Source organism: Stutzerimonas stutzeri KOS6 (genome assembly GCF_000307775.2).
Taxonomy (GTDB): domain Bacteria; phylum Pseudomonadota; class Gammaproteobacteria; order Pseudomonadales; family Pseudomonadaceae; genus Stutzerimonas; species Stutzerimonas stutzeri_B.
Window position 1 is genome coordinate 2563434 of sequence record NZ_KK020676.1, and the last position, 24621, is coordinate 2588054.

General features: G+C 64.4%; 22 protein-coding genes. 5 read left to right on the top strand and 17 right to left on the bottom strand.

What is annotated here, in order from left to right; translation table 11 throughout:
- Nucleotides 1-32: 32 nt before the first annotated feature.
- Both B597_RS39760 and B597_RS39765 read left to right on the top strand, forming a co-directional pair.
- Nucleotides 33-1076, top strand: coding sequence for a M4 family metallopeptidase (locus tag B597_RS39760; protein WP_003294887.1), 1044 nt, complete (start codon nucleotides 33-35; stop codon nucleotides 1074-1076).
- A 9-nt stretch (nucleotides 1077-1085) separates the two neighbouring features.
- On the top strand, nucleotides 1086-1415 hold the full coding sequence (locus tag B597_RS39765) for a protealysin inhibitor emfourin (protein WP_003294889.1): 330 nt from the start codon (nucleotides 1086-1088) through the stop codon (nucleotides 1413-1415).
- A 12-nt stretch (nucleotides 1416-1427) separates the two neighbouring features.
- On the opposite strand, the gene B597_RS39770 is transcribed toward B597_RS39765, so the two are convergent.
- The 6 genes from B597_RS39770 to bktB form a co-directional block, all read right to left on the bottom strand.
- Entirely contained in the window at nucleotides 1428-3563 is a 2136-nt protein-coding gene (locus tag B597_RS39770) for a putative bifunctional diguanylate cyclase/phosphodiesterase (protein WP_003294890.1), read from the bottom strand.
- A 486-nt stretch (nucleotides 3564-4049) separates the two neighbouring features.
- Nucleotides 4050-4982: an electron transfer flavoprotein subunit alpha/FixB family protein gene (locus B597_RS39775; protein WP_003294892.1), complete on the bottom strand. Its 933-nt coding sequence runs from the start codon at nucleotides 4980-4982 to the stop codon at nucleotides 4050-4052.
- The gene (locus B597_RS39780; RefSeq protein WP_003294894.1) at nucleotides 4983-5732 is read right to left on the bottom strand and encodes an electron transfer flavoprotein subunit beta/FixA family protein; all 750 of its coding nucleotides are present in this window, start codon (nucleotides 5730-5732) and stop codon (nucleotides 4983-4985) included.
- A 76-nt stretch (nucleotides 5733-5808) separates the two neighbouring features.
- Complete coding sequence (locus tag B597_RS39785) at nucleotides 5809-7587, bottom strand: acyl-CoA dehydrogenase (RefSeq protein ID WP_003294895.1); 1779 nt, start codon at nucleotides 7585-7587, stop codon at nucleotides 5809-5811.
- A 21-nt stretch (nucleotides 7588-7608) separates the two neighbouring features.
- Nucleotides 7609-9714 carry a fatty acid oxidation complex subunit alpha FadB gene (gene fadB / locus B597_RS39790; protein ID WP_024162348.1) on the bottom strand — a complete coding sequence of 702 codons (2106 nt, stop codon included), beginning with the start codon at nucleotides 9712-9714 and terminating at the stop codon, nucleotides 7609-7611.
- On the bottom strand, nucleotides 9714-10901 hold the full coding sequence (gene bktB / locus B597_RS39795) for a beta-ketothiolase BktB (protein WP_003296942.1): 1188 nt from the start codon (nucleotides 10899-10901) through the stop codon (nucleotides 9714-9716). Before bktB ends, fadB begins: the two co-directional genes overlap by 1 nt.
- Nucleotides 10902-11091: 190 nt before the next feature.
- Between bktB and B597_RS39800 the strand changes: the two genes are divergently transcribed.
- Nucleotides 11092-12105 (top strand): AraC family transcriptional regulator, encoded by a 1014-nt coding sequence (locus B597_RS39800; protein WP_003296944.1) that lies wholly within the window; start codon nucleotides 11092-11094, stop codon nucleotides 12103-12105.
- A gap of 46 nt (nucleotides 12106-12151) precedes the next feature.
- On the opposite strand, the gene B597_RS39805 is transcribed toward B597_RS39800, so the two are convergent.
- Nucleotides 12152-12787 carry a response regulator transcription factor gene (locus B597_RS39805; protein WP_024162349.1) on the bottom strand — a complete coding sequence of 212 codons (636 nt, stop codon included), beginning with the start codon at nucleotides 12785-12787 and terminating at the stop codon, nucleotides 12152-12154.
- A complete protein-coding gene (locus tag B597_RS39810) occupies nucleotides 12787-15057 on the bottom strand; it encodes a PAS domain-containing sensor histidine kinase (protein WP_003296945.1) in 2271 nt (756 codons plus the stop codon). Before B597_RS39810 ends, B597_RS39805 begins: the two co-directional genes overlap by 1 nt.
- Nucleotides 15058-15248: 191 nt before the next feature.
- Here B597_RS39810 and B597_RS39815 point away from each other — a divergent pair, with 191 nt between their 5' ends.
- Complete coding sequence (locus B597_RS39815; protein ID WP_003296946.1) at nucleotides 15249-16898, top strand: acyl-CoA synthetase; 1650 nt, start codon at nucleotides 15249-15251, stop codon at nucleotides 16896-16898.
- Between the two features lie 113 nt (nucleotides 16899-17011).
- Complete coding sequence (locus tag B597_RS39820) at nucleotides 17012-18385, top strand: solute carrier family 23 protein (RefSeq protein ID WP_003296947.1); 1374 nt, start codon at nucleotides 17012-17014, stop codon at nucleotides 18383-18385.
- Nucleotides 18386-18770: 385 nt separating this feature from the next.
- Here the strand turns inward: B597_RS39820 and B597_RS39825 are convergent, their stop codons facing one another.
- From B597_RS39825 to dmpE, 9 genes are read right to left on the bottom strand one after another with little or no spacing between them, the layout of a single operon-like run.
- Nucleotides 18771-19121, bottom strand: coding sequence for a 2Fe-2S iron-sulfur cluster-binding protein (locus B597_RS39825; protein WP_024162350.1), 351 nt, complete (start codon nucleotides 19119-19121; stop codon nucleotides 18771-18773).
- Nucleotides 19122-19128: 7 nt separating this feature from the next.
- Nucleotides 19129-19575, bottom strand: a complete 447-nt coding sequence (locus tag B597_RS39830; protein ID WP_024162351.1) for a GlcG/HbpS family heme-binding protein — start codon at nucleotides 19573-19575, stop codon at nucleotides 19129-19131.
- Nucleotides 19572-19988: a tautomerase family protein gene (locus tag B597_RS39835; protein WP_003296951.1), complete on the bottom strand. Its 417-nt coding sequence runs from the start codon at nucleotides 19986-19988 to the stop codon at nucleotides 19572-19574. Before B597_RS39835 ends, B597_RS39830 begins: the two co-directional genes overlap by 4 nt.
- 58 nt (nucleotides 19989-20046) lie before the next feature.
- Nucleotides 20047-20796, bottom strand: coding sequence for an SDR family NAD(P)-dependent oxidoreductase (locus B597_RS39840; protein WP_003296952.1), 750 nt, complete (start codon nucleotides 20794-20796; stop codon nucleotides 20047-20049).
- A gap of 28 nt (nucleotides 20797-20824) precedes the next feature.
- Nucleotides 20825-21877 (bottom strand): 4-hydroxy-2-oxovalerate aldolase, encoded by a 1053-nt coding sequence (gene dmpG, locus B597_RS39845; protein WP_192939411.1) that lies wholly within the window; start codon nucleotides 21875-21877, stop codon nucleotides 20825-20827.
- On the bottom strand, nucleotides 21874-22788 hold the full coding sequence (locus B597_RS39850) for an acetaldehyde dehydrogenase (acetylating) (RefSeq protein WP_003296954.1): 915 nt from the start codon (nucleotides 22786-22788) through the stop codon (nucleotides 21874-21876). The genes dmpG and B597_RS39850 overlap by 4 nt, the downstream gene beginning before the upstream one ends.
- Nucleotides 22785-22994 (bottom strand): tautomerase family protein, encoded by a 210-nt coding sequence (locus tag B597_RS39855; protein ID WP_003296955.1) that lies wholly within the window; start codon nucleotides 22992-22994, stop codon nucleotides 22785-22787. Before B597_RS39855 ends, B597_RS39850 begins: the two co-directional genes overlap by 4 nt.
- Nucleotides 22995-23008: 14 nt before the next feature.
- Nucleotides 23009-23806 (bottom strand): 2-oxo-3-hexenedioate decarboxylase, encoded by a 798-nt coding sequence (gene dmpH / locus B597_RS39860; protein ID WP_003296956.1) that lies wholly within the window; start codon nucleotides 23804-23806, stop codon nucleotides 23009-23011.
- A complete protein-coding gene (dmpE, locus tag B597_RS39865; RefSeq protein WP_003296957.1) occupies nucleotides 23803-24600 on the bottom strand; it encodes a 2-oxopent-4-enoate hydratase in 798 nt (265 codons plus the stop codon). The genes dmpH and dmpE overlap by 4 nt, the downstream gene beginning before the upstream one ends.
- Nucleotides 24601-24621: the final 21 nt, after the last annotated feature.

A 24621-nucleotide genomic window follows, 5' to 3' on the forward strand; every position in this document is an offset into this window, starting at 1 on the left:
GATCTTGCCGCGCCAGATCAGGAGCACCGTCGATGCCGATCGGTTCAGTCATTCCGCCGTACATCCTTGACCGTATCGTTGACCGCGGCTCGCCCCATCAGCGTGACTGCGCCCTGGCAACGCTTGACCAATTGCGCGGCCTGCTACCCAACCCCGGCCCGCCGCGCCGTACCGCAATCGCCGAGCTGGGCGAGCAACGCACGCCCGGTCATCCGCAACGGCGCATCCACGATGCCGAGCAGCGCATGCAACTGCCGGGGGCCGTGCGTCGCCGCGAAGGCCAGCCGGGTACCGGCGATCCAGCCGTGGACGAGGCCTACGACGCCTTAGGCGCGACCTACACATTCTTCTGGCAGACGTTCCAGCGCGACTCGATCGACGATCTGGGCATGCCGCTGATCGGCACGGTGCACTATGGCCAGGGTTACGAAAACGCATTCTGGAATGGCGAGCAGATGGTATTCGGCGACGGTGACGGCGAGCTGTTCCAGCGTTTCACCCGGTCACTGGATGTGGTGGCTCATGAACTGGCACACGGGTTGATCGAAAGCGAAGCCGGGCTGCTGTATTTCAACCAGTCCGGCGCGCTGAACGAATCGGTTTCGGACGTTTTCGGCGTACTGACCAAGCAGCACTCGCTCGGTCAGAAGGCTGCGCAAGCCGATTGGCTGGTCGGTGCCGAGCTACTCAGCGACAAGGTACGCGGCGTGGCGCTACGCTCCATGGCGAACCCCGGCACGGCTTATGACGATCCCCTGCTCGGCCGCGATCCGCAGCCGTCGCACATGCGCGACTTCATCGAAACCCGGGAGGACAATGGCGGCGTGCACCTGAACTCCGGCATCCCCAACCGTGCGTTCTATCTTGCCGCCGTTGCGCTGGGTGGCTATGCATGGGAACAGGCAGGACGCATCTGGTACGACGCCATCTGCGACCGGCAACTACCGAAAGATGCCGATTTCGTGACTTTCGCCCATACGACGCTCGAGCATGCCGCCCGCTCCTTCGGCGCGCATTCCAGGCACGTCGAAGTGCTGCACCAGGCCTGGCACGCAGTCGGCGTACTGCAAGGTTGAGGAGGCAGGATGAAAATGCCGGAGCTGGGGCCGAATACTTCGCTGCGGGTATCCCGCGAAGGCGGTTTCGTCGCGGCACCGGGGCTCGCCCGGCCTCGCCGGATCGAATTCACCGGTTGCGACACGACCCAGCGGCAGGCGCTCTGCTCGGTGCTCGAGCGGTGTCTAGCGGTGGCCGGCAAGATCGTCGGCAGCGGTGACCAGCGCTACTTCCGTGTCGAGCTGCACTACCGTCGCGGAAATGCAGACGCCGAGCTGGTCCTGCAGATACCCGAGGATCGCGCACCGCGGGAACTGGTGCAGTTATGGCAGCACGGCGCCATCACTGACGTGACCTGAGGCATATGAGCGTTACAGCCGCACGATGCCACCGGCATCGAGCAGAGCGGTAAGTTGCGCAGCGGGCAGCGGCCGTGACAGCAGATACCCCTGGAACTCGTCGCAGCCGTGATCACAGAGGTAGTCGAACTGCAGCTGATTCTCCACGCCCTCAGCCACCACCGTCTTGTGCAGGCTCTTGCCCAGCGAGATGGCCGCTCGCGCGATCATCGCCACCTCTTCCTCCTGTTCAAGCCCGGTGACCAGCGAGCGGTCGATCTTGATGATATCCAGCGGAAAACGCCGCAGGTAACTGAGCGATGAATAGCCGGTGCCGAAATCGTCCATGGCCAGCCGGAAGCCGAGCGCCTTGAACTCGGCAAGTATCGTGACGGCCCGCGTGTCATCGCCGAGGAACAGGGTTTCGGTAATCTCCAGTTCGACCTGTGTGGCCGGCAAACCGACTGCGTTCAGTACAGCGGCGACCCGCTCGACCACGTCGTCGCCCAGAAACAGCAGCGGCGACAGGTTCACAGCCACCAGCAGTGGCGTATCGCGGTCCTCGTTCCAGCGTCGCGCATCGCTGAAGGCACGGCGCAGGACGGCCAGGGTCAGGGGCATGATCAGCCCGCTTTCCTCCGCCACCGGGATGAAGCGATCGGGCCCGATCACCCCCAGCTCCGAGTGCGTCCAGCGCGCCAACGCTTCGACACCGACTATCCGGCAGGATGCATCGACCTTCGGCTGGTAGTGCACCGCGAACTCGTCACGCTCCAGCGCGACGCGCATCGCCGCCTCCAGATTCAGACGCTCGTCCGCAATCCGATTGAGTTCAGGGGTGAAGAACTGGAAATTGTTGCGCCCGCGCTTCTTCGCCGCATACATGGCGATGTCGGCGTGCTTGAGCAGGCTCTGGGCGTCGTCGCCATCGTCGGGAAACATCGCGACGCCAAGGCTGGCACCGACCTGGAATTCGCGACCGGAAAGCGCGACCGGCCGGCGAATCTCGTTCAGCACCCGCTCGAGCAGCGAGATCACCGTGCTGACACGGTAGTGATCGCTAAGCACCAGCACGAATTCGTCGCCACCGACCCTTGCGACCGTGTCGGAGCCGCGCAGACTGCTGGCAAGACGAGCGGCGATGCTCTTGAGCAGTTCGTCGCCGGCGACATGGCCAAGACCGTCATTGATGAACTTGAAATTGTCCAGATCGATGAACACCAGCGTCAGGTAGTAACCCAGACGTGCCGCACGGGCGAGTCCCTGATCGATGCGATCATTGAGCAGGACGCGATTGGGCAAGCCAGTCAGCAGATCGTGGTTGGCCTGGCGTTCCAACTGCTGCTGATAATGTTTGCGCTCGGAAATGTCCTGTACGGTTCCTTCGTAGCAGATGAACTCACCGTTCGCACCGCGCACCACATGTGCGTTCTCGGAAATCCAGATCCGCGCGCCGTCGCGGCGATACACCTCGGACTCGAAGTTGAGCACCTCACCCTGCTCTTCCATCAACAGGCAGAACGCCTCGCGGCGTCCGTGCTGGACGTACAGGCGGCGCTCTATGTCAGCCAGGTCGGCAACCAGCTCGGTTGCACTGTCATAGCCATAGATGCGTGCCAGCGCGGGGTTGGCCGCCAGGTAACGGCCATCGCGCGTCGACTGGAAAATGCCCTCGGAGGCATTCTCGAAGATGCTGCGGTAGCGCAATTCCGCCTGCTCCAGGGCATCGAGCACCGCCCGCTGCGGGCTGATGTCTTCGATAAAGCCCTCCACCACGATCTCGCCCTGCTCGTCCGGTACGGCGACACCGCGCTCGATCACCCATTTGAGGCTCCCCATCGCGGTGCTGATCCGATATTGCACGGAAAACCTTCCACAACCTGCAATGGCTGCCTCGATGCAATGTCGGACCCGCAGGCGATCATCCGGATGGGTGATCTGCTCCCAGCTGATGCGGGTGGCGTCTACCAGCTCAGCAGCACTGTAGCCGCAAAGACCCAGGGCACCCTGGCTGACGAAGATCATTGTCCAGGACGCGTCGTTGCGGCAACGAAAGGCCATGCCCTCGAGATTGTGGATCAGGGTATCGAGGACGCGTGAGCGGTCCAGAACTTCACAGCTGAGCAGGCTGCTGCGTCGATTGGTTACTGCAGAAGATTCTCGGGTCATTGCGTATCTTGGCAAATGTTCCTGCCGCGGATGTTGTCGGCTCATGGAAGCGGTACGAACACCACAACGTGCAGGAAAGGCAGAAAACTTCCTGCACAGCAAGAAACGCTCCAGTCTGGGGCAGTCAGCCAATGATCCGGCTGTCTCGGCCAGTCGCCGGAGCGCACTGCGCACCATAAGCGAGCGCGACACAACTGCCAGCCCCAACCCAGTGCACTGCTTCTGCCAACGAACGAAGTTCGAAGAGTTGGGGCCCAGAAAACCCGAAGGGCGCTTTCCTGAAGCCAGAGCCGTTCAGTGAGCTTATGACGCAACGGACGGGACTCGAACCTGCGACTCCGGCATGGCATGTACTTTTCTTTGTCGACCCATGTGAATGTCAACAGCCCCTGGACGCAAGCGTTGCTCTGCTCACCCAGGGCTGCACGACGTGCTGGCCGTCAGTCGCCAAAGCGCATGGAGGGTCGGGCCGGCACCGTACATTGGTCAGTGGAGGCGGTTGGCCAGCTCCGGCACGATCTCGAACAGGTCGCCCACCAGGCCGTAGTCGGCTACCTGGAAGATCGGCGCTTCCTCGTCCTTGTTGATCGCGACGATCACCTTGGAGTCCTTCATGCCGGCCAGGTGCTGGATGGCACCGGAGATACCGACCGCGATGTACAGCTGCGGTGCGACGATCTTGCCGGTCTGGCCGACCTGCATGTCGTTCGGCACGAAACCGGCGTCGACTGCGGCACGCGAGGCGCCGACTGCCGCGCCGAGCTTGTCGGCCAGCGAGTACAGGTGCTTGAAGTTGTCGCCGTTCTGCATGCCACGGCCGCCGGAAACGACGATCTTGGCGGCGGTCAGCTCGGGACGATCCGACTTGGCCAGCTCTTCGCCGACGAAGGCGGACTTGCCGGCGTCGCCGGTGCCGGAGATCTGCTCGACCACAGCCGAACCGCCGGTGGCATTCACGGCATCGAAGCCGGTCGCACGCACGGTGATGACCTTGATCGCGGCGCTGGACTGCACGGTCGCGATGGCGTTACCGGCATAGATCGGGCGCTTGAAGGTATCGGCGCTTTCAACCGCGATGATCTCGGAAATCTGGTCGACGTCCAGCTGGGCGGCGACGCGCGGCAGGAAGTTCTTGCCGTTGGTGGTGGCAGCCGCCAGCACGTGGCTGTAGTTGGATGCCAGGCCAGCGATCAGCGGCGCGACGTTTTCCGGCAGTTGGTTGGCATAGGCTGCGTCATCGGCAACCAGTACCTTGGCCACGCCTTCGATCTGCGCGGCGACCTCGCCGATGGCAGCGCAACCGCTGCCGGCTACCAGTACGTGGATGTCGCCACCGATCTTGGCAGCGGCAGCAACGGTGTTCAGGGTCGCGGCCGCGAGGACGGCGTTGTTGTGTTCAGCGATAACCAGGATAGTCATTTAGATTACCTTCGCCTCGTTCTTCAGTTTCTCGACCAGTTCAGCCACGGACTTGACCTTGATGCCGGCGCTGCGGGCAGCCGGCGCTTCGACTTTCAGGGTCTTCACGGTGGAAGCGGTGGCGACGCCCAGTGCATCCGGGGTCAGCACTTCCAGCGGCTTCTTCTTGGCCTTCATGATGTTCGGCAGCGACGCGTAGCGCGGCTCGTTCAGGCGCAGGTCGGTGGTGACGATCGCCGGCAGGCTGAGCGCGACGGACTGCAGGCCGCCGTCGATTTCGCGGGTCACGTTGACCTTGTCGCCCGCCACTTCCACCTTGGAGGCGAAGGTGCCCTGGGCATAGCCGGTCAGTGCGCCGAGCATCTGGCCGGTCTGGTTGTTGTCGCTATCGATGGCCTGCTTGCCGAGGATGACCAGTTGCGGCTGCTCCTTGTCGACCACGGCCTTGAGCAGCTTGGCGACCGCCAGCGAGTTCAGCTCGTCATTGGACTCGACCAGCACGGCTCGATCGGCGCCCAGTGCCAGCGCGGTGCGCAGCTGCTCCTGAGCAGCGCTCGGACCGATGGAGACGACGACGATTTCGCTCGCCACGCCCTTCTCTTTCAGGCGTACGGCTTCTTCCACGGCGATTTCGCAGAAGGGGTTCATCGACATCTTGACGTTGGCGAGATCAACGCCGGAATTGTCCGCCTTGACGCGAACCTTGACGTTGTAATCGACCACTCGTTTGACTGTTACCAGTATTTTCATGCGGTAAACCTCTGGATCTCACGGGAGCAGGTGCCCGCCCATGCGGGCAGGTAGCGCGGGCACCTGCTGAGTCGATTTAGAAAAGCTCTTCAGCGAGCGCCATGGTGCTATGGCTACCGGCGAGCACGCTGGACAGCAGTGCGCCAGTACGAGGCAGCAGATGGTCGGCGTAGAAGCGCACGGTGATCAGTTTGGCCTCGAGGAAGAGGGGATCGCCCCGCCCGGCCGCAAGCGCAGACGAAGCGGCCAGCGCCGAGCGCGCCATGGCCCACCCCCCACATAGATAGCCCAGCAACATCATCAGATTGAAGGCGACGCTGCCGGGCAGCGCCGGATCGTTCGCTGCGCCCTCCAGCAGATGCTGGCGAGCATGACGCGCCGCCGTCAGCGCCTCGGCCAGCGGGGTAGCAAGCGCGCTGCAGCAAGCATCCTGGCGCAGGTGGCCGAGGGTCGTCTCAATGTCGTCGAGCAACTCGGCAAGCAGTGCACCGCCGTTGGCTAGGGTCTTGCGTCCTACCAGGTCCATCGCCTGGATGCCGCTGGTGCCCTCGTAGATCGGCAGGATGCGCGCATCACGAAAATGCCGCGCGACGCCGGTCTCTTCGACATAGCCCATGCCACCGTGGACCTGTACAGCCAGCGAGGTCACCTCCTGTGCCAGCTCGGTCAACCAGCCCTTGATGATCGGCGTGTAGAGATCCACGCGGCCCTGGCGGGCACGCGCGCTGGCCTCGTCGGGCGCGTGACGGGCACAGTCCAGCTCGGCCGAAGCGATCAGCGCCAGGGCGCGCATGGCCTCGGTGGAGGCTTTCATCTGCATCAGCATGCGGCGCACGTCGGGAAAACGGATGATCGGGTAGCGGCTACCGTCGCGGTGGCTGCCCTGCAGACGCTCGCGGGCATAGGCGCGGGCGTCCTGCCAGGCACGTTCGGAAATCGCCAGGCCCTGCAGCCCAACTGCCTGCCGGGCATGGTTCATCATGGTGAACATGCAGGCCAGCCCCGCGTGCGGCTCACCGACCAGGTAGCCGATCGCCCCGCCCTGCTCGCCAAAGCTCATGGTGCAGGTCGGGCTGCCGTGGATGCCGAGCTTGTGCTCCAGCGACACGCAGCGCACATCGTTCGGCTCACCGGCTTCACCTGCAGTATTCAGCAGGAATTTGGGGACCAGAAACAGTGAGATGCCCTTCACTCCGACAGGCGCATCCGGCAAGCGGGCGAGCACCAGATGAATCACGTTGGGTGTCATCTGGTGGTCGCCCCAGCTGATGAAAATCTTTTGCCCAGTGATGCGATAGTGCTCGCCTTCGGGTACCGCTCGAGCCTTGACGGCAGCCAGATCGGAGCCTGCATCCGGCTCGGTAAGATTCATCGTGCCAGTCCACTCGCCGCTGACCAGCCTGGGCAGGTAGAGCGCCTGTAATTCAGGTGAGGCGTGGTGCGCCAGTGCCTCGATCGCGCCCTGAGTCAGCAGCGGGCAAAGCGCGAACGACATGTTGGCCGCGTGCCAGATCTCACTGACAGCGGTCCCCAGCACATTGGGCAGCGCCTGGCCACCGAAGGCCTCGGACGCCGTAAGCGAACACCAGCCCCCTTCGCTGAAGTGCCGGTAGGCGTCGGCGAACCCCGGAGCCTCCTGGACGCCCTGTTCGGTCAGCCGGACGCCCTGCCGGTCGCCGACAGCGTTCAGCGGCGCAAGCACTTCCGTGCCCAGCTTTCCCGCCTCGGCCAGTACGGCCGCGGCGAGATCACCTTGGATATCAGCCAGGCCGAGCTCAGCGCATAGACGCTCGAAGCCCAGCACTTCGTCGAGCACGAATTCGGTGTCACGGTACGGATGGACGTATTCGGCCATGAGCATTTTCTCTCGGTGCGTTTAGTGGTAGCGCTGACCAGCCTGCAGCCGGGCGCGAAAGTCTTCGGTCAACTGGTACAGGCCGCCGTGACGCACATGACGCTCGGCGCGGGCGGCGAATTCGGCGAGCCCCAGGTTCTGGATGTAACGCAGGGCGCCGCCACGCAAGCGTGGAAAACCGAGGCCGAGCACCAGGCCCATGTCCGCTTCGGCGGCACTCTCGACGATGCCTTCTTCCAGGCAGCGCACCGTTTCCAGGCACAGGGGGATCATCAGCCGGTCGATGATGTCCTGGTCACTCACCTCGCCGTTCGGCGTGCCAAGCAGCCCCCGTGCCTCGGCTGAGGGCTCGCGCTGGCGCCGGCCCTGATCATCGATGCCATACAGGTAGAAGCCCCTGCCGTTCTTCTGACCCAGACAGCCGGCCGCGAGCAGTTGCTCGATCAACGGCTCGCCGTCGTGTCCCATGCGCTCTGGATAGCCTTCCTGCAGCACCCGGTCGGCATGGACCATGGTGTCCAGGCCGATCACATCGGCGAGGTATGCCGGGCCCATGGGCCAGCCGAAACCCTCCATCAGCCGGTCGATGCGGACGAAATCGACGCCATCCTGCAGCAGCCGGTTGAAGCCATTGAAGTAGGGAAACAGCACCCGGTTGACCAGAAAGCCCGGGCAGTCGCGAACCACGATGGGCATCTTGCCCAGCGCCTGGGCGAAAGCCACGGTGCGCGCCAGCGTCGCCTCGTCGGCGTGGCGACCGCGGATGACCTCCACCAGCGGCATCATCGGCACCGGGTTGAAGAAGTGCATGCCGCAGAAGCGCTCGGGATTGCTCAGCCCTTCGGCCAGCCGGTCGATGGAAATGGTCGAGGTATTGGAGGCGAGCACCGCGTCGGCGGCCAGTATCACCTCGGCTTTGCCCAGCACCGCGGCCTTGACGTCGGCCCGTTCGACCACCGCCTCGACGACCAGATCGGTCTCGGCAAATCCTTCCCACCCCAACGTCGGGGTAATCCGTTCGAGGATCGCCGACTTCTGCGTCTCGCTCAGCTTGCCCTTGGCGATCTGACGGTCGAGTTGCGCGGTAGCGGTGCGCATGCCCAGCTCCAGGGCCTCGGCGCGGATATCCTTCATCAGGATCGGCGTGCCGCTGGCCGCCGCCTGGTAGGCAATGCCGCCGCCCATGATGCCGGCGCCGAGCACTGCGGCGCGGCGCACCGGCGCGGCACCTTCGGCATAACGACGGGCCTGCTTGCGCACCGCCTGGTCGGCGAGGAACAGACCGACCAGCGATGCTGCCTCGGGTCCACGCGCCAAGCCGACGAAGGCCTCACTCTCGACCCGCAGCGCCTCGGCCCACGCCAGCCCGGCGTGGGCCTGCAGCGCGGCGAGAATCGCCCGCGGCGCCGGGTAGCGTGCATCGAGCGTGTCACCACGGGTGGCGATGCCGTCCGGCACCGCCACCGGGTGACGCTTGCGCGCACGCTGCGCCTGCCAGTCGTCCGCCTCAGCAGCCTCGCGCAACAGCGCCAGTGCCTCTTCGCGCAGCGATTGCGGCGCAACCATGCGGTCGGCGGCGCCATCCGCCAGTGCGGCACTGGCCTTCCGCGGCTTGCCTTCGAGCAGCCAGTCCAGCGCGCCGGTCACGCCGATCAGGCGCGACAGCCGCACGGTGCCGCCGAAGCCGGGGCAGATGCCGAGGGTGACTTCCGGCAGACCGACCCGCGCGTCCTCGGCCAGCACCCGGTAGTCGGTGGCCAGCGCCAGCTCCAGGCCACCGCCCAAGGCGAGTCCGTTGACCGCCGAAACGCAAGGATACGGCAGCGTCTCAAGACGCCCGAAGGTCTCCAGCGTCTGCTCGATCCAGACATACATGGCGGCCTCGCCCGCCTCGAACAACTCGGGAAACTCGGTAACGTCCGCGCCGACCATGAACGCCGGCTTGGCGCTGCGCACCAGCAGTCCGCGCAGCGCGGTCTGTTCGAGCACCTCCACCGCAGCACGCAGTTCCGCCAGCGTGGTGCGGTCCAGCTTGTTCACCGAGCAGCCATCGAGGTCGAGCACCAGCTCGGCGAAACCGTCGTCGAGCCTTTCCAGGCGCAGCGCCTGCCCTTGGAAGAGAGTCATCAGAGTCGCTCCAGGAGTGCGGCGATGCCCTGGCCGCCGCCGATGCACAGGCTGACCACGGCGAAGCGGCCTCCGGTGCGTTGCAGTTCGTGCACCGCCTTGACCATCAGGATGGCGCCGGTAGCGCCGATGGGATGGCCGAGAGAGATTCCACTACCGTTGGGGTTGACCTTCTCCATCGGCAGATCGAGCTGCTGCACCACCGCCAGCGCCTGGGCGGCGAACGCCTCGTTGAGTTCGAAGAAGTCGATGTCGCCGATCTCCAGCCCGTTGCGCGCCAACAGCTCGCGCACTGCCGGCACCGGGCCGATGCCCATGACGTCCGGCGCCACACCGGACACCTGATAGTCCGCCAGCCGGGCCATCGCCTGGTGACCACTGGCCTCGGCGTGCTCGCGGTCCATCAGCAGCAACGCCGCGGCGGCATCGTTCAAGCCCGAAGCGTTGCCCGCGGTGACGGTACCGCCTTCGCGCTTGAATGCCGGCCGCAGGGCCGCCAGCTCATCCAGCGTGCAATCGCGGCGTACATGCTCGTCGGTATCGAATAGCTGGGTACCTCTGCGGGTCTTCAGCTCCACCGGTACGATCTGTCCGTCGAAGCGCCCTTCGCCGATGGCCTGGGCCGCGCGGCGGTGACTTTCCAGCGCCAGGGCGTCCTGCTGCGCACGAGTAATGCCGTAGCGCTCGGCGACGTTCTCCGCAGTGATCCCCATGTGATAACGGTTGATCGGACAGGTCAGCGCGCCGACCATCAGGTCGAGCGTCTGTCCATCCCCCATCCGCTGGCCGAAGCGCGCGGCGGGCAGCAGATAAGGCGCGCGGCTCATGGACTCGGCACCACCGGCGATTGCCACGTCGCATAGGCCGAGCTGAATCTGCTGCGCGGCACTGACCACCGCCTGCAGGCCGCTGCCACAGAGGCGGTTCACCGACATGGCGACACAGCGATCAGTCAGCCCTCCTTCCAAGGCCGCCACCCGCGCGAGATACAGATCACGCGACTCGGTCGGCAGCACGTTGCCGAACACGCAGTGTCCGACGCTCGCCGGATCCACTCCGTAGCGCTTGACCGATTCGGAAACCATATGGGTTGCGAGTTCACTGGGCCTGACGTCTTTAAGGCTGCTGCCGAAATCCCCGATCGCCGTGCGCAAGGCGCCGGTGATTACCACCTCTCGTACTTGCATGGAAGGCTCCCTGGTCAGGTAGAGTTGTCGGATAGAGCGAACGAAAGCCTCGAGCCGGCCGACTCGCCAGCCGAATACGTCGTTGCTCGCTTCTCTTGTCAAGCGCCAGTATCTTCGCCGGTCGCGCAGGCGCCAGCCATAACCAAAGCTGCCTAATACTTGACATAAACGGACACCAGCGAGCCTCACCATGTCATACGAGGGCTACAGTATTTCGGTCCACTTCGTCTGCAGCGCCATCAAAGCGGCGCAGCGCAATGGGCTCGATGAACACGCACTGCTGGAAGAGGCTGGTATCGGCCAGCGCTTGCTCGACAACCCGCAGATGCGCCTTACCTCGCTGCAGTTCAGCCGGCTGATGCTGGCACTGTGGCGCGTCGGCGACGACGAGTTCATGGGCCTTGCGCCCTACCGCAGCCGCCATGGTGTGTTCGCCCTGATGGCCCGCCAGGTCATTGGTTGTCGTCGCCTCGCCTCGGTCTATTACCGGATGGCGCGCTTCTACAATCTGACCAATGATTCGCTGCGCCTGGAACTGGTCGCCGATGGCGAGCAGGTGGCCTTCGTGATGCACCTGGCCGACCCGGAGCGCGACCCTGAGCATCTTCTACGGGAGGTGTTCATGTTGCTCTGGCATCGCTTCTCCAGCTGGCTGGTGGGCCAGCGCATCGGATTGCGGGAGGTTCACTTCGACTATCCGCAACCGACTAATCATGCCGAATACGGGCTGATGTTTCCCTGCCCGGCACGCTTCTCCATGCCCGACTGCCGCCTGGTCATCGAAGCCCAGTGCATGGGCATGCCGGTGGTCCAGACCGCCGCCACCCTTCGCGAGCACCTGCAGCGGGCCCCGCTGGAGTGGTTCACGCGACCGTCCTATCAGGCTGCCTGCACGCGCAGCGTCAGCGACCTGTTCCAGCAGGGCGGTGCCTTCAGGGATTTGAGCATCGAAGCCGCGGCAGACGCGCTGCACATCACCGAGCGCACGCTGCGGCGGCGCCTCGCCCTGGAAGGCACGCGCTTCCAGACGCTCAAGGACGGCCTGCGCCGAGATCTGGCCATCCATTACCTCAGCCAGGCTGGCCTGCCGATCAGCGAAATTGCCCAGCGCCTTGGCTTCTCGGAACCTTCGGCTTTCACCCGTGCCTTTCGCCAGTGGACCGGCGGAAGCCCAAGGTCCTATCGGGACGCTGCACTCGCCTGAGACCGCATCGGTCGTCAGCGAGCAGGGCCGACCGATGTCCCGGCGGCTAGCCGCGCAAGCGCATCGGGTCTACCAGGCCCGCCGCTACCGCCATCCCGACCAGATCGGCCAGACGCTCAGCCTGCATGCGCTTCATCACCCGGGAACGATAGAGGTCGACCGTCTTGATACTGATGTCGAGCTGGCGAGCGATTTCCTTGGTCGTGTAGCCCTGCACCAGCGGCAGCAGCACATCGCGCTCGCGCGGAGTGAGGCAGTCCAGACGGGCCTGCAAGCTGGCGTGCTCGCCTGCGCCGCCGCGACGTTCGTGACGACTGAGCGCGTGCTGCACACTGTCCAGCAGCAATTGCTCGTTGTAGGGCTTCTCGATGAAATCCACAGCCCCGGCCTTGAACGCGCGGACCACGATAGGCACGTCTGCATGGCCACTGACGAAGATGACAGGCAGCTCCAGCCCGCGCGCGCGCATGGCTTCCTGCACCTGCAGCCCCCCCATACCTGGCATCCGAACGTCCAGCAGCACACAGGCGTTATCCGAGCCATTACAGGCCTCGAGAAATTCCCGCCCTCCAGTAAAGGGCCTGGCACGCAGCCCAACTGACTCTAGTAACCAGACCGTCGAGTCGAGCATGCCCTGGTCGTCATCGACGATATACACCACCTGCTCGTGAGCATCGCTCATCAGCGTTCCTCTGTTGTTATTTTCTTGATCGGTAAACGGCAGCGCATGCAAAGTCCCTCGAGTTCGCCCGGCCGTCCTTGCAGCGCACCGCCAAACCCCTCGATGATGCTGCGGCTCATCGGCAACCCGAGCCCGAGACCATCCGGTTTGCGGGTGAAGAACGGCGTAAAGGCCTGCTCCAGTTCGTACTCGTCCAACCCGCGCCCCTGATCCTCAACCGCCAGGACCACCTCGCCAGCCTGACGCTCGGCTCGCAACACGATACGCGACGGTTGCCCTGGATGGGCTTCGCGGTTCGCTTCTATGGCATTACGCAAGAGGTTGATCAACACCTGCTCGAGCAACACACGGTCGGCATAGACCTGTGGCAGGTCGCCCGCCAGTTGCTGCTCGATGCTCACCTGGGCAGCAGTCGTCTCCCAGGCGCAAAGGCGCACCGCGTCGCGCGCGACTTCAGCAACATCGAGCGACTGCATGCGCCGCTGCCCCTTGCGTAGAAATGCCCGCAAGCGCTTGATCACCTCCGAGGCATGGTTGGCATGCTCGGTAATGCGCTCCAGGCCCTGGGCAACCCGCTCGGCGGCTCGTGGGTTCTGCCCTATGCTCTGCAAATAGCGCTGGCTGGCGCTGGCGTAGTTGACCACCGCCGCGAGTGGCTGGTTGATCTCATGCGCGATACCGGATGCCAACTCGCCGAGTGTGACGAGGCGCCCGGTGTGTGCCAGCTCGTCCTGGTGGCGACGCTGTTGCGCCTCGCGCAGCTCGCGTTCGCTCATGTCGCGGGCAACCAGCGAGTAATAGCGCTCACCGCCTGTTGTCAGATGCGCCAGTAACACCAGGGAAATCGGTACCGAGGCACCGCCATCCTGCGCGAGCAATCGGGAATCGGTGCTCCAGACGCCCTCGCGTTCGGCGGTGTCACGACCAGCCCCGCGCAGCAGAACCAACATCTCGCTGTCGAACAGCGCATCCAGCGCTGGCATGTGCCCCTCGAGCAGGCGTAGCGTGCGCCTTGCAGCCGGGTTGAGATAGGTCACCCGCCCCTCGGCATCGATGAACAACACCAGGTCGGTATTCACTTCCACCACCTCGGCAAGGCGTCGGCGGTTCTCCTCGGCCTGCACCCGAGCGGTGATGTCGCGCGACACGCTGACTACCTCGACCACCGCACCGGTGTAGGTTTCGCGGATGGCATGGCTCGCGGTTTCGAACCACAGGTAATGGCCATCGCGATGGCGTACCCGATAGGTCATGGTGTGATACCCATCCACCTCAAGCGCGTCGCGGCTGCGTGCCGGCAGTTGAGCCCGATCCTCGGGATGGAAGAAAGCTTCCACGAGTTTCCCGCGCAGCTCCTCCGGCCAGTAGCCGAGCAGCCGCCAGGCCGCCGGGGAAGCGTCGAGAAACCGCCCATCCGGTGCATGACGGGAAATCAGGTCAGTGGTGTTTTCAGTGATCAGCCGATAAAGACGCCGTGCTCGCGCCGCATCCCGCTCGGCCAGAACTTGTTCCGTTGCTTCACGACAGCGTGCCAGGACTCGGTTTTGCGTTGGGTCCGGGATAAAAGTCCAGATCAGAATGCGCTGGCCGTACTCAGCCTCCACGCCTTCTATCGCCCGCTGCTGAGCCAGACAGGCACCGACCAACGCGGCGTGGTTGACCGGCAGGAAGCGCAACAGCTCGTCCAGCGGGCGATCGGCCAACAGTGCCAGCAAGGCAGCGTTCAGCTCGATCGGCCGTGCATGGTCATCCAGTAACAGGCTCGGTTGCGGATCCAGGCCGAGCAGCGGCGAATGGCGCGCCAGCCCGCCCGCGCATGCGAGCAGGCTCAGCAGTAGCTCGCGCACCCAGCCCAGCGAGCATGGCCCGGCATCGCCATCGGTGACGAGCAACAGCAAGCCGGGTACGGCTTCGTCCATATCCAGCGCCAGCACGGCGCCCTGAACGATGCCTGCCCGACGAAGCCGGCCGGCCAGCCAGCAGTCCGATACGCGGACCGCGGCCAGGTCGAGTATGCCGTCGCAGCCAAGTCGATCACGCAGCAGGCGATCGCTGGCCTGCAGTGGATCTCCCTGCCCGGGAGGCAACTGTGCGCCACTGCCTTCATGGGCATAGATCTCGGCACCCGCCTGCCAGGTCATGTAATAGGCCTGGCGCACCCTGGGGCAGCCGCGCAGTACCCGACACAGGGCATCGGCGCGCGCGCCGAGAGCCACCTGTTCACGCTGCAGGCGCAGCCAGGTGTGAAGGCGAACGGGAGTTGTGCTCATAGGCGATCCGTCTGAAAGGAGGGCCAGGTGGTACCAGCAGAATACCTGGAAACTGATATAGGACTATTACCATATTAGTTAAGCAATACTTCCATGTTTTTTCCGATTGATCTATAAGGTTTGCAAGCCGCCCGAGCAAAGCACCGGGCGACACAAAACAAGAGCTAATAATCAGCCAAATGGTGTCTTGCATGAGCATCTACGAACAGGGCCTTGCGCCCGCCGCAGTCAACTATGTTGCCCTCAGCCCGCTGAGCTTCATCGAGCGCACCGCCAGCGTCTATCCCGATTACCCAGCCGTGATACACGGCTCTATCCGTCGTACCTGGGCCGACACCTACACGCGCTGCCGGCGCCTGGCCTCGGCACTGGCCGGGCGGGGCATCGGCAAGGGCGATACGGTCGCGGTGATGTTGCCCAATATTCCCTCGATGCTCGAGGCACATTTTGCCGTGCCAATGATCGGCGCCGTGCTCAACACGCTCAATGTTCGACTGGACGCCGAGGCCATAGCATTCATGCTCCAGCATGGCGAGGCCCGGGTGTTGATCGCCGACCGCGAGTTCGCCTCGGTAGTGCGCGCCGCCGTCGGGATGCTCGACCACCCTCCGTTGGTGATCGATGTGGACGACCCCGAGTACGGCGAGGGCGAGCCGGTTTCCAACCTCGACTACGAGGCGTTGCTCGCCGAAGGAGACCCGGCGTTCGCCTGGCAGTGGCCGGAAGATGAGTGGCAGGCGATCAGCCTCAACTACACCTCCGGCACCACCGGCAACCCCAAGGGCGTGGTCTATCACCACCGTGGCGCCTATCTGAATGCGCTGGGCAACCAGATGACCTGGGCGATGGGCAACCATCCAGTCTATCTCTGGACGCTACCGATGTTCCACTGCAACGGCTGGTGCTATCCGTGGACAGTCACGGCGCTGGCCGGCGTGCACGTGTTCCTGCGCCGGGTCGACCCGCAGAAGATCCTCGGACTGATTCGCGAACATCAGGTCACCCACCTGTGCGGCGCGCCGATCGTGCTCAATGCGCTGGTTAACATGCCGGCGTCGGCAAAGGCCGCCATCGACCATCCGGTGCAGGCCATGGTCGCTGGCGCCGCACCACCGGCCAAAGTGATCGGCGCTGTCGAGGAAATGGGCATCAAGGTGACGCATGTCTACGGCCTGACCGAAGTCTATGGTCCGGTAACCATCTGCGCCTGGCATGCCGAATGGGACGAACGCCCGTTGGAGGAGCGAGCGGAAATCAAGGCGCGACAGGGCGTGCGCTACCCGACCCTGGAAGGACTGATGGTGGCCGATCCCAAGACGCTGGAGCCGACGCCGCGCGACGGCCAGACCATCGGTGAGATCTTCATGCGCGGCAACACGGTGATGAAGGGCTACCTGAAGAACCCCAGTGCGACTGCCGAAGCGTTCGAAGGCGGTTGGTTCCACACCGGCGACCTCGCCGTCTGCCATCCGGACGGCTATGTGGAAATCAAGGACCGGCTCAAGGACATCATCATTTCAGGCGGCGAGAACATTTCCACCATCGAACTCGAGGGTGTGCTCTATCGCCATCCGGCCGTACTGGAGGCTGCCGTGGTGGCCCGACCGGACGAGAAATGGGGCGAAACCCCGTGTGCATTCATCAACCTCAAGGCCGACCACCAAGCCGTCGACGAAGACGCCATCATCGCCTTCTGCCGCGAGCATCTAGCTGCGTTCAAAGTACCGCGCACCGTGGTATTCGAGGTTCTACCAAAAACCTCGACCGGCAAGATCCAGAAGTACGTCCTGCGAGAGCGGGCTCGCGATCTGTCCCCACCTGGGTCTACGCCCCCAGCGTAACCAAGCCTGATTCCCACGTTTCTGCCTAGCACTGCCATCCCGCGCAGGGATGGCGGCTGCCAGCGGCATCCGTTCACAACAAGAAGGCGCCACGCGGCGCCAACGGAGGCTCCATGCAACTCTACAAACGCAACGATGGCGATGAACAACCCAGCTGGAAGGCCGGCCCCTTCAAGCTCCGCCTGCCCTTCGTGCACTACCGCTGGGAAACCGCGGAGATGCTCCAGGCGCTGATCATGTTCGTGGTCAGCCTGGGCATGATCCCGCTGCTGGAGAAGTACCTGGGCCTGCCCTACGACGTGGCGCTGGCCTACGTGGTGGTGTGCGGCATCGGCTTCATGCTGCCGGCACTGCTCGGGGTGCCGCTGGTGCCGGGCTGGATCACCCCCGGCATACCGGTGGTGCTGCTGTTTCTCGGCAACTTCGAACCGGGGCCGGAGGCGATCCGCGCGCTGTTCGCCCTGCAGATCCTGGTCTGCGTCATCTTCTTCCTGCTCGGGGTCACGCGGCTGGGCAGCGTGATGGTGCGCATCGTGCCCAACTCGATGAAGGGCGGGATCATCATCGGCGCCGGCATCGCCGCGCTGATCGGCGAGATCGAGGCCGGCGGACGCCTGGCCAACACGCCCATCTCGCTGGTGCTGGGCAGTCTGATCTGCCTGTACCTGATGTTCTCGGTGTCGTTCCGCGGCCTCACCGAGCGGGTGCCGCTGGCACGCAAGATCGTCAACTACGGCATGGTTCCGGGGATGATCGTGGCGATCGTCGCCGGCATTGCGGTGGGCGAGTACAGGATGCCGGACGTGCGCGTCGGCATCACAGCACCGGCTTTCGACCAGCTCTGGCAGTACCTGCCCTTCGCCGTCGGCTTCCCCGACGCCCAGGTCTTCATGCTGGCGGTGCCCACCGCGGTGATCGCCTACATCATCGCCTTCGGCGACATCATCGTCGGCCAGTCGCTGATGCAGCGCGCCGACGAACTGCGTACCGACGAGAAGATCGAAATCAACGTCGACCGCATCCACCTGGTCTGTGCCATCCGCAACGCCCTGCACGCCTTCTTCGCGCCCTACCCGGGCCTGGCCGGTCCGCTGTGGACGGCGGTCGCGGCGACCATGGCAGAGCGCTACAAGTACGGTCGCAAGGCGATGGAGTCGATCTACAGCGGTGCCGGCACCTTCTGGATCACTGGCTTCCTGGCGCTGTTCGTCCTGCCGCTGGTGAGCTTCTTCCAGCCGGTGCTACCGATCGCTCTGTCGCTGACGCTGATTCTCACCGGCTACATCTGCCTGATGGTTGGCTTCGAGCAGCTCAACAACAACGCCGAGCGCGGCATCGCGGGCACCATGGGCGTGGTGCTGGCGGTCTATGGCGCGGGCTGGGGCTTGGCGGCCGGTGCCTTGCTGTACCTGCTGATCGAGCGCACCCACCTGCTGCGCTTCGCCTCCCCGGGGCTGCCCACCCAGCGCCCCAGCGAAACCGAGTGACCGCCGTCCGCCCTCACCCCAAACCGCCCGCATCGGTCCGCGCGGCCGGTGCGGGCGGCTAGAAAGGCCGTGCGCAACCAAGCAGGCCATTGCCACAATTCTCCGCGGTGCCCGGCTCAACAGCCGCGAGAAGGAAGAGCTGCCCCTCGACTCCGGCAAGCTGGCTGGAGGTGATGAATCAGCCAGCCTGAATGCTGGCAATCTGAGCAGCCACCTCGCAAATCTCCATAGACCCGCCGGGCGCCTCTCGATTGATCCGGAGAGTTGATCTTGCACGTTCTCGTCGGTACCCCAGAGCAGCCTTTATAACGCACGCGACCCGCTACCAGGGCGCTCGTCCAGACCGAATGGCCATGCAAGAAACGAGAAACAATGGTGTGGTCCGTCAGACTTGCGACGGCGCCGCCTCGGTCCTTAGGGTTTCCGACAGTGGCGCCCCGCATACGCGCTTCTTCATCTTGCCGAGCACCTGCAGGCAGAGGTCGCTGTGCGGCATGATCCGGCAGGCCAGCACTATGCCTTGTACCTGCTCCTCAGCGCTGACGTGGGTCAGGCTCATGACCTTCGCCTCGTAGCTGCCGTGAGTGACCTGCACCTTGCACACGCCACAGCCGCCCCCGCGGCAGCCCAGCGGAATGCCGCGCCGACCGAGGCGAGCCATGCCATGCAGGACAGACTCATGCTCGTCACAGGGATAGCGCTCAGCGGTGTCTTCGATGGTGATCTGGTGTTTCATATCGCCCTCACTCTGCCGTGTCCAGGCCCAGCGCTGCCAGCGCGACGCGGGCGCAGGCTTCATCCTGCTCCTCGCTGCCGCCTGAGACGCCGACGCCACCGATGCAGCATCCGTCGACGATGATCGGCAACCCCCCGCCCAGCACCACCAGCCGCGGCCGGGTGATCAGGCCGGTATGCAGGCGCAGGTTGTCGCCGATCACCTCCAGCCACTTCCCAGTGGCAAAACCGAAACTGGCGGCGGTATAGGCCTTGTCGATGGCAATGCTTTCCGAATGCAGGAACGCCTCGCACATGCGCAGATAGGCCAGCGTGTTGCCACTGCGATCGACCAGCGCGACATGCACGCGGATGCCCTGACGCTCAGCACAGTCCAGCGCCGCCTGGGCGGCGGCCGCGGCGCCGCGCCAGTCGAGACGCATACCCTGGGGCCGGAGGAAATCGGTGGACGTCATCGCCCGACTTCCAGTGCCTTGTCGCGTACATCGATCTCCATCGCGCGCAGTAGATCGGCCGGTATGCCGCCAATCGACCAGTCCTGCGGATCCACCCGAATACACAACCCGCGCACCAACTGCGGCTGCACATCAAGGATGCGCACCAGCAGTTCGGTGAAGCCGGCCATTAGCCGCCGCCGCTCCTCCAGCGGACGACCGTCAAACACGCGGAATTCGAAGTAAGGCGCCTGCCGCCCGGTTTCACCAGACACGGAGAAGCACTCTCGCGGATACAGGCTTATCATCGCTCGGATACGGTCGATGGGCGCGGCGAGTACCTTGCTGTACAGCCGCGAGGCTTCGTCGAGCAACTCGGCCTGTTGCTCGGCGCTTGCGCAGCCTTCCACCAAATGAAAGATCACGATTGGCATTGCGACATCTCCCAGACGTATTTGTGATTGTTCGTCCACTTCATTTCGGTCGGTGGGCTCAGGGCAATCCGCGTCGTCGCCCCGAGTCGAGCATCAGCGTCGAGCCAGTCATCGCGTCGGCTTCCGGCGCAAGCAGCAGCGCCACCGCCCAGGCAACCTGCTCGGGCGTGGTAAAGGCGCCGAGTGATGATTCCGCGCGCATCTCGGCCAGTACCGCCGCGGTATCAACGCCACGCTGACTGGCGCGATCGGCGGCCACCCGCCGCAGCCGTTCGGTGTCGGCCGGGCCAGGCGCGACAAGATGCGCTGTGATTCCGCGCGCACCGTAGGCCAGGCTCAGCTGACGCACCGCGTTGACCAGCGCCGCGTTGGCTATGCCTGCCGATGCGGCGTAGGCGGTCGGCTCGAACCCATAGTGCCCGCCGATGGCGACCAGTCGCGAGCCGGCCCGCAGGTTCGGGTCGACCGCACGGACCAGGCGCAGCAGGCCTCCGACCTTGATGTTGACCGCGTCCACCAGTGACGTGATCGGCGCATCGAGCACGCCTCCGGCGACCGCCACGCCCGGCCCGTGCACCACCATCCGAACCGGGCGGTCGAGTGCCGCGCCGATGGCCGCGACCGAATCAACGGCAGCGATATCGGCAACGCAGGCAATCACCCGCGGACATTCCGCGCGCAACGCCTGCAGCCGCTCGGCGCTGCGCGCCACGGCCAGCACGTCGAGTCCACTGTCGATCAGCCGCTCGACGATCCGGCGCCCGAAAGCGCCCGAGGCACCAACCACCACAGCCAGTTCGTTGGTCACTGTTCACCCTCCTCCGCTGCACGTGACATCAGGCCTGGAAAGCGATGCCACGCGCCTTGGCCATGGTCATGGCGGTGTCCTGGATCATGTCTTCCTGGCCACCGATCATCTTCTTGCGACCCAGTTCGACCAGGATGTCGCGCGCCGGTACGCCGAAGCGCTCAGACGCCCGCTTGGCATGCAGCAGGAAGGTCGAGTAGACGCCGGCATAGCCCAGAGTCAGCGACTCACGGTCGACACGCACCATGTGCTCCATCATCGGCACGATGATCTCTTCGGCGACGTCCATCAGCTTGAACAGATCCACGCCGGTGACCATGCCCATGCGCTCGCACACCGCGGCGAAGACTTCCAGCGGCGTATTGCCGGCGCCAGCTCCGAGCCCGGCAACCGAACCGTCGATACGTGTCGCGCCGGCCTCGATGGCGGCGATGGAGTTGGCGATGCCCATACCGAGGTTGTGGTGGCCATGGAAGCCGATCTCGGTCTCCGGCTCGAGTACCGCACGCAGCGCTCCGACCCGCGCCTTGACGTCATCGGGCAGCATGAAGCCGGCCGAATCGGTGACGTAGACGGTCTGCGCGCCATAGGACTCCATTAGCTTGCCCTGCCGGGAAATGCCTTCGGCATCGTTGAGGTGCGCCATCATCAGGAAGCCCGAGGTGTCCATACCCAGCTTGCGTGCATAAGCGATGTGCTGCGGCGATGTGTCGGCCTCGGTGCAATGGGTAGCCACGTGCACGCTACGCGCGCCGCAGTCGTAGGCCGACTGCAACTCCTGCATGGTGCCCAGCCCCGGAATCAGCAGCACCGAGACTTTGGCCTGCTTCATTTCTGCCGCGACGGCGCTGATGTACTCCTCATTGCTGTGCGGAGCGAAACCATGCTGCATCGAGTTGCCGCCCAGGCCTGCGCCGTGGGTGACCTGAATATAAGGCACGCCGGCATGGTCTAGCGCGGTGGCGACCTGGATCATCTGCTCGACGCTGATCTGCTCGCGCTTGGCATGCATGCCGTCGCGCAGGCACATGTCATGGAGGATGACCTTACGACCTTTGAGACTGTTGGACTGGCTCATCACGCGACCTCCGGGGCTGGCAGCTGGATTTTTCCGGCGAGCATTTCCTCGGCGAACATCTCGGCGGTACGGGTGGCCGCGGCGGTCATGATGTCGAGATTGCCAGCGTAAGTCGGCAGGTAGTCGCCCAGGCCCGCCACTTCGAGGAAAACCGAAACCTTGTTGCCGTCGAAGATCGGCCCGTTGACCAGGCGATAGCCGGGCACGTACTTCTGCACCTCGCCGATCATCTCGAGGATCGAGGCAGTAATGCGGTCGCGGTCCGGCTCCTCATCGGTCAGGCAGTAGACGGTGTTGCGCATCATCATTGGCGGCTCGGCCGGGTTGATGATGGCCAGCGCCTTGCCGCGCCGCGAACCGCCGACCTTGCAGATCGCACTGGAGGTGGTAGTGGTGAATTCGTCGAGGTTGGCGCGGGTACCCGGACCGATGGATTTCGATGCCAGGCTGGCGACGATCTCGGCGTAGCCGACGCTCTGGATACGCGACACGGCGTGAACGATCGAGATGGTGGCCTGGCCGGCGCAGGAAATCATGTTGACGTTCATCTCCAGCTTCTCGGCGTGCGCGCGCAGGTTCACCGGCGGCACGCACAGCGGGCCGATGGCCGCCGGGGTCAGGTCGATCATCAGCACGCCCAGCGCGTTGAGCTTGCGGCTGTTCTCGGCGTGCACATAGGCGCTTGTGGCATCGAAGGCGATCTGGATGTTGTCCTCCAGCACGTGCGGCAGCAGCCCGTCGACGCCCTCGTGGCTGGTTTTCAGGCCCATTTCGCGCGCCCGCTTGAGTCCTTCGGACTCTGCGTCGATCCCCACCATCCATACCGGCTCGAGCACCGGGCTACGCATGATCTTGTAGATCAGGTCGGTGCCGATGTTCCCCGAGCCAATGAGTGCGCATCTGATCTTCTTCATTGCGTCTGCTCCTGCTTTGCGGCGCGTTGGGCGAGGGTCATGCCCCCGACATAGAACTCCCCGCTGCGGTGTTCGGTGATGAGGATCCGTACCGTTTCCGGCGTGCAATCCAGGCTCTCGGCAACCGCGGCAGTGACGGCGGCGGCAACGCGGCTCTTCTGCTCGTGGGTACGCCCCTCGACCATATGCATTTCGATGATTGGCATGAGTGGTTCTCCGGTTATTCGACGAAGCGCATCGATACGCTGCCCAGGTCCTGAAAGCGCGCGACCACGTTTTCGCCAGGCTTCACTGCGATGGCTTCGGTAATCCCGCCGCTCATCACGAAACTGCCGGCTGGCAGGCTCTCGCCCAGTTCGGCGAGGATGTTGACCAGCATCGCGATAGCCTCGGCCGGATGCCCCATGACGGCCGCCGAAGCGCCGGTGGCAACGATTTCGCCGTTGATCTCGATCACTACGCCGAGGGTGCGTAGGTCGAGGTCCTCGACGTAGCGTGGGCGTCCGCCGCCGACGAAGCGTGCCGAGGAGGCGTTATCGGCGATCACGCTTGCCAGGTCGAACTTGAAGCCGGAGAACCGCGAGTCGATTATCTCCACCGCCGGCAGCACGTAGTCGGTGGCCGCCAGGACATCACGGGCCGTGCAGCCCGGCCCGCGTAGGTCCTGCTTCATGACGAAGGCGACTTCGCATTCGACCCGTGGATGCACCAGGTCAGCCGTGGAAATGGCCGAGTTCTCCGGGCGCGCCATGCGGTCGGTGAGAAAGCCGATCGACGGCACATCGACGCCCATTTGCTGCATCTTGGCCTTGGACGTCAGCCCGGCCTTCCAGCCGATCAGCTTGTGGCCCTGGGCGACGAAACGCTTGCGCAGTTCGCTCTGCACGGCGTAACCATCGGCGATGGTCATGTCCGGGTATTCGTTGGTCAGCTTGGGAATCGCATAGGCGCGGGCCTGCGCGCCTTCGACGCGCTCGCACAGGCGCACCACATCTTCCCGCGAAAGTGTCAGGTTCATGCCGCGCTCCTCCCGGAAAACTTCACCCGGCAACTGCCCAGGCCACCTACGGTGCACACCAGCTCGTCGCCATCGACCACCGGCACCAGCGCCGACTGCGAACCGGAGAGGATCACCTCGCCGGCCTTGAACGGAATGCCCAGCTCGCCAAGGGTATTGGCCAGCCAGGCCACAGCGTTGGCCGGCGAACCCTGCACGGCGGCGCCAACGCCGGTGGAGAACAGCTCGCCGTTCTTCTCCAGCACCATGCCGGCCAGGGTGATATCCAGCTTGCGCGGGTCGCCCTTGGTCTTGCCCAGCAGGTACACGCCGCAGGAGGCGTTGTCCGCCACGGTGTCCTGGATCTTGATCTGCCAGTTCTCGATGCGCGAATCGACAATCTCGAAGCACGGCAGCACGTAGTCGGTGGCGCGGATCACATCCATCGCGGTGATGCCGGGACCCTGGAGGTCCTGCTTGAGGACGAACGCCAGCTCGGCCTCGGCCTTGGGCTGGATCATCTGGCCGAGGTCGATGGTGTCGCCTTCCTGGAAGACCATGCCGCTGGTGAGGATGCCGAAGTCCGGCTGGTAGACGCCGAGGAATTCCTGCACCGGCTTGCTGGTGGCGCCGATCTTCTTGCCGATCACCCGCTCACCGGCAGCAAGGCGCCGCGCGACGAATCGCTGCTGGATGCGGTAGGCATCCTCGATGCTGATATCCGGCTCGCGCGCCAGCAGCGGTGGCACCGGGCGGCGCGCGACGAAGGCTTGGTAAAGCTCGTCGCCGTATTGTTCGATCTTGTTGTTATCCATAGTGTTCTCACAGGTTCGCGG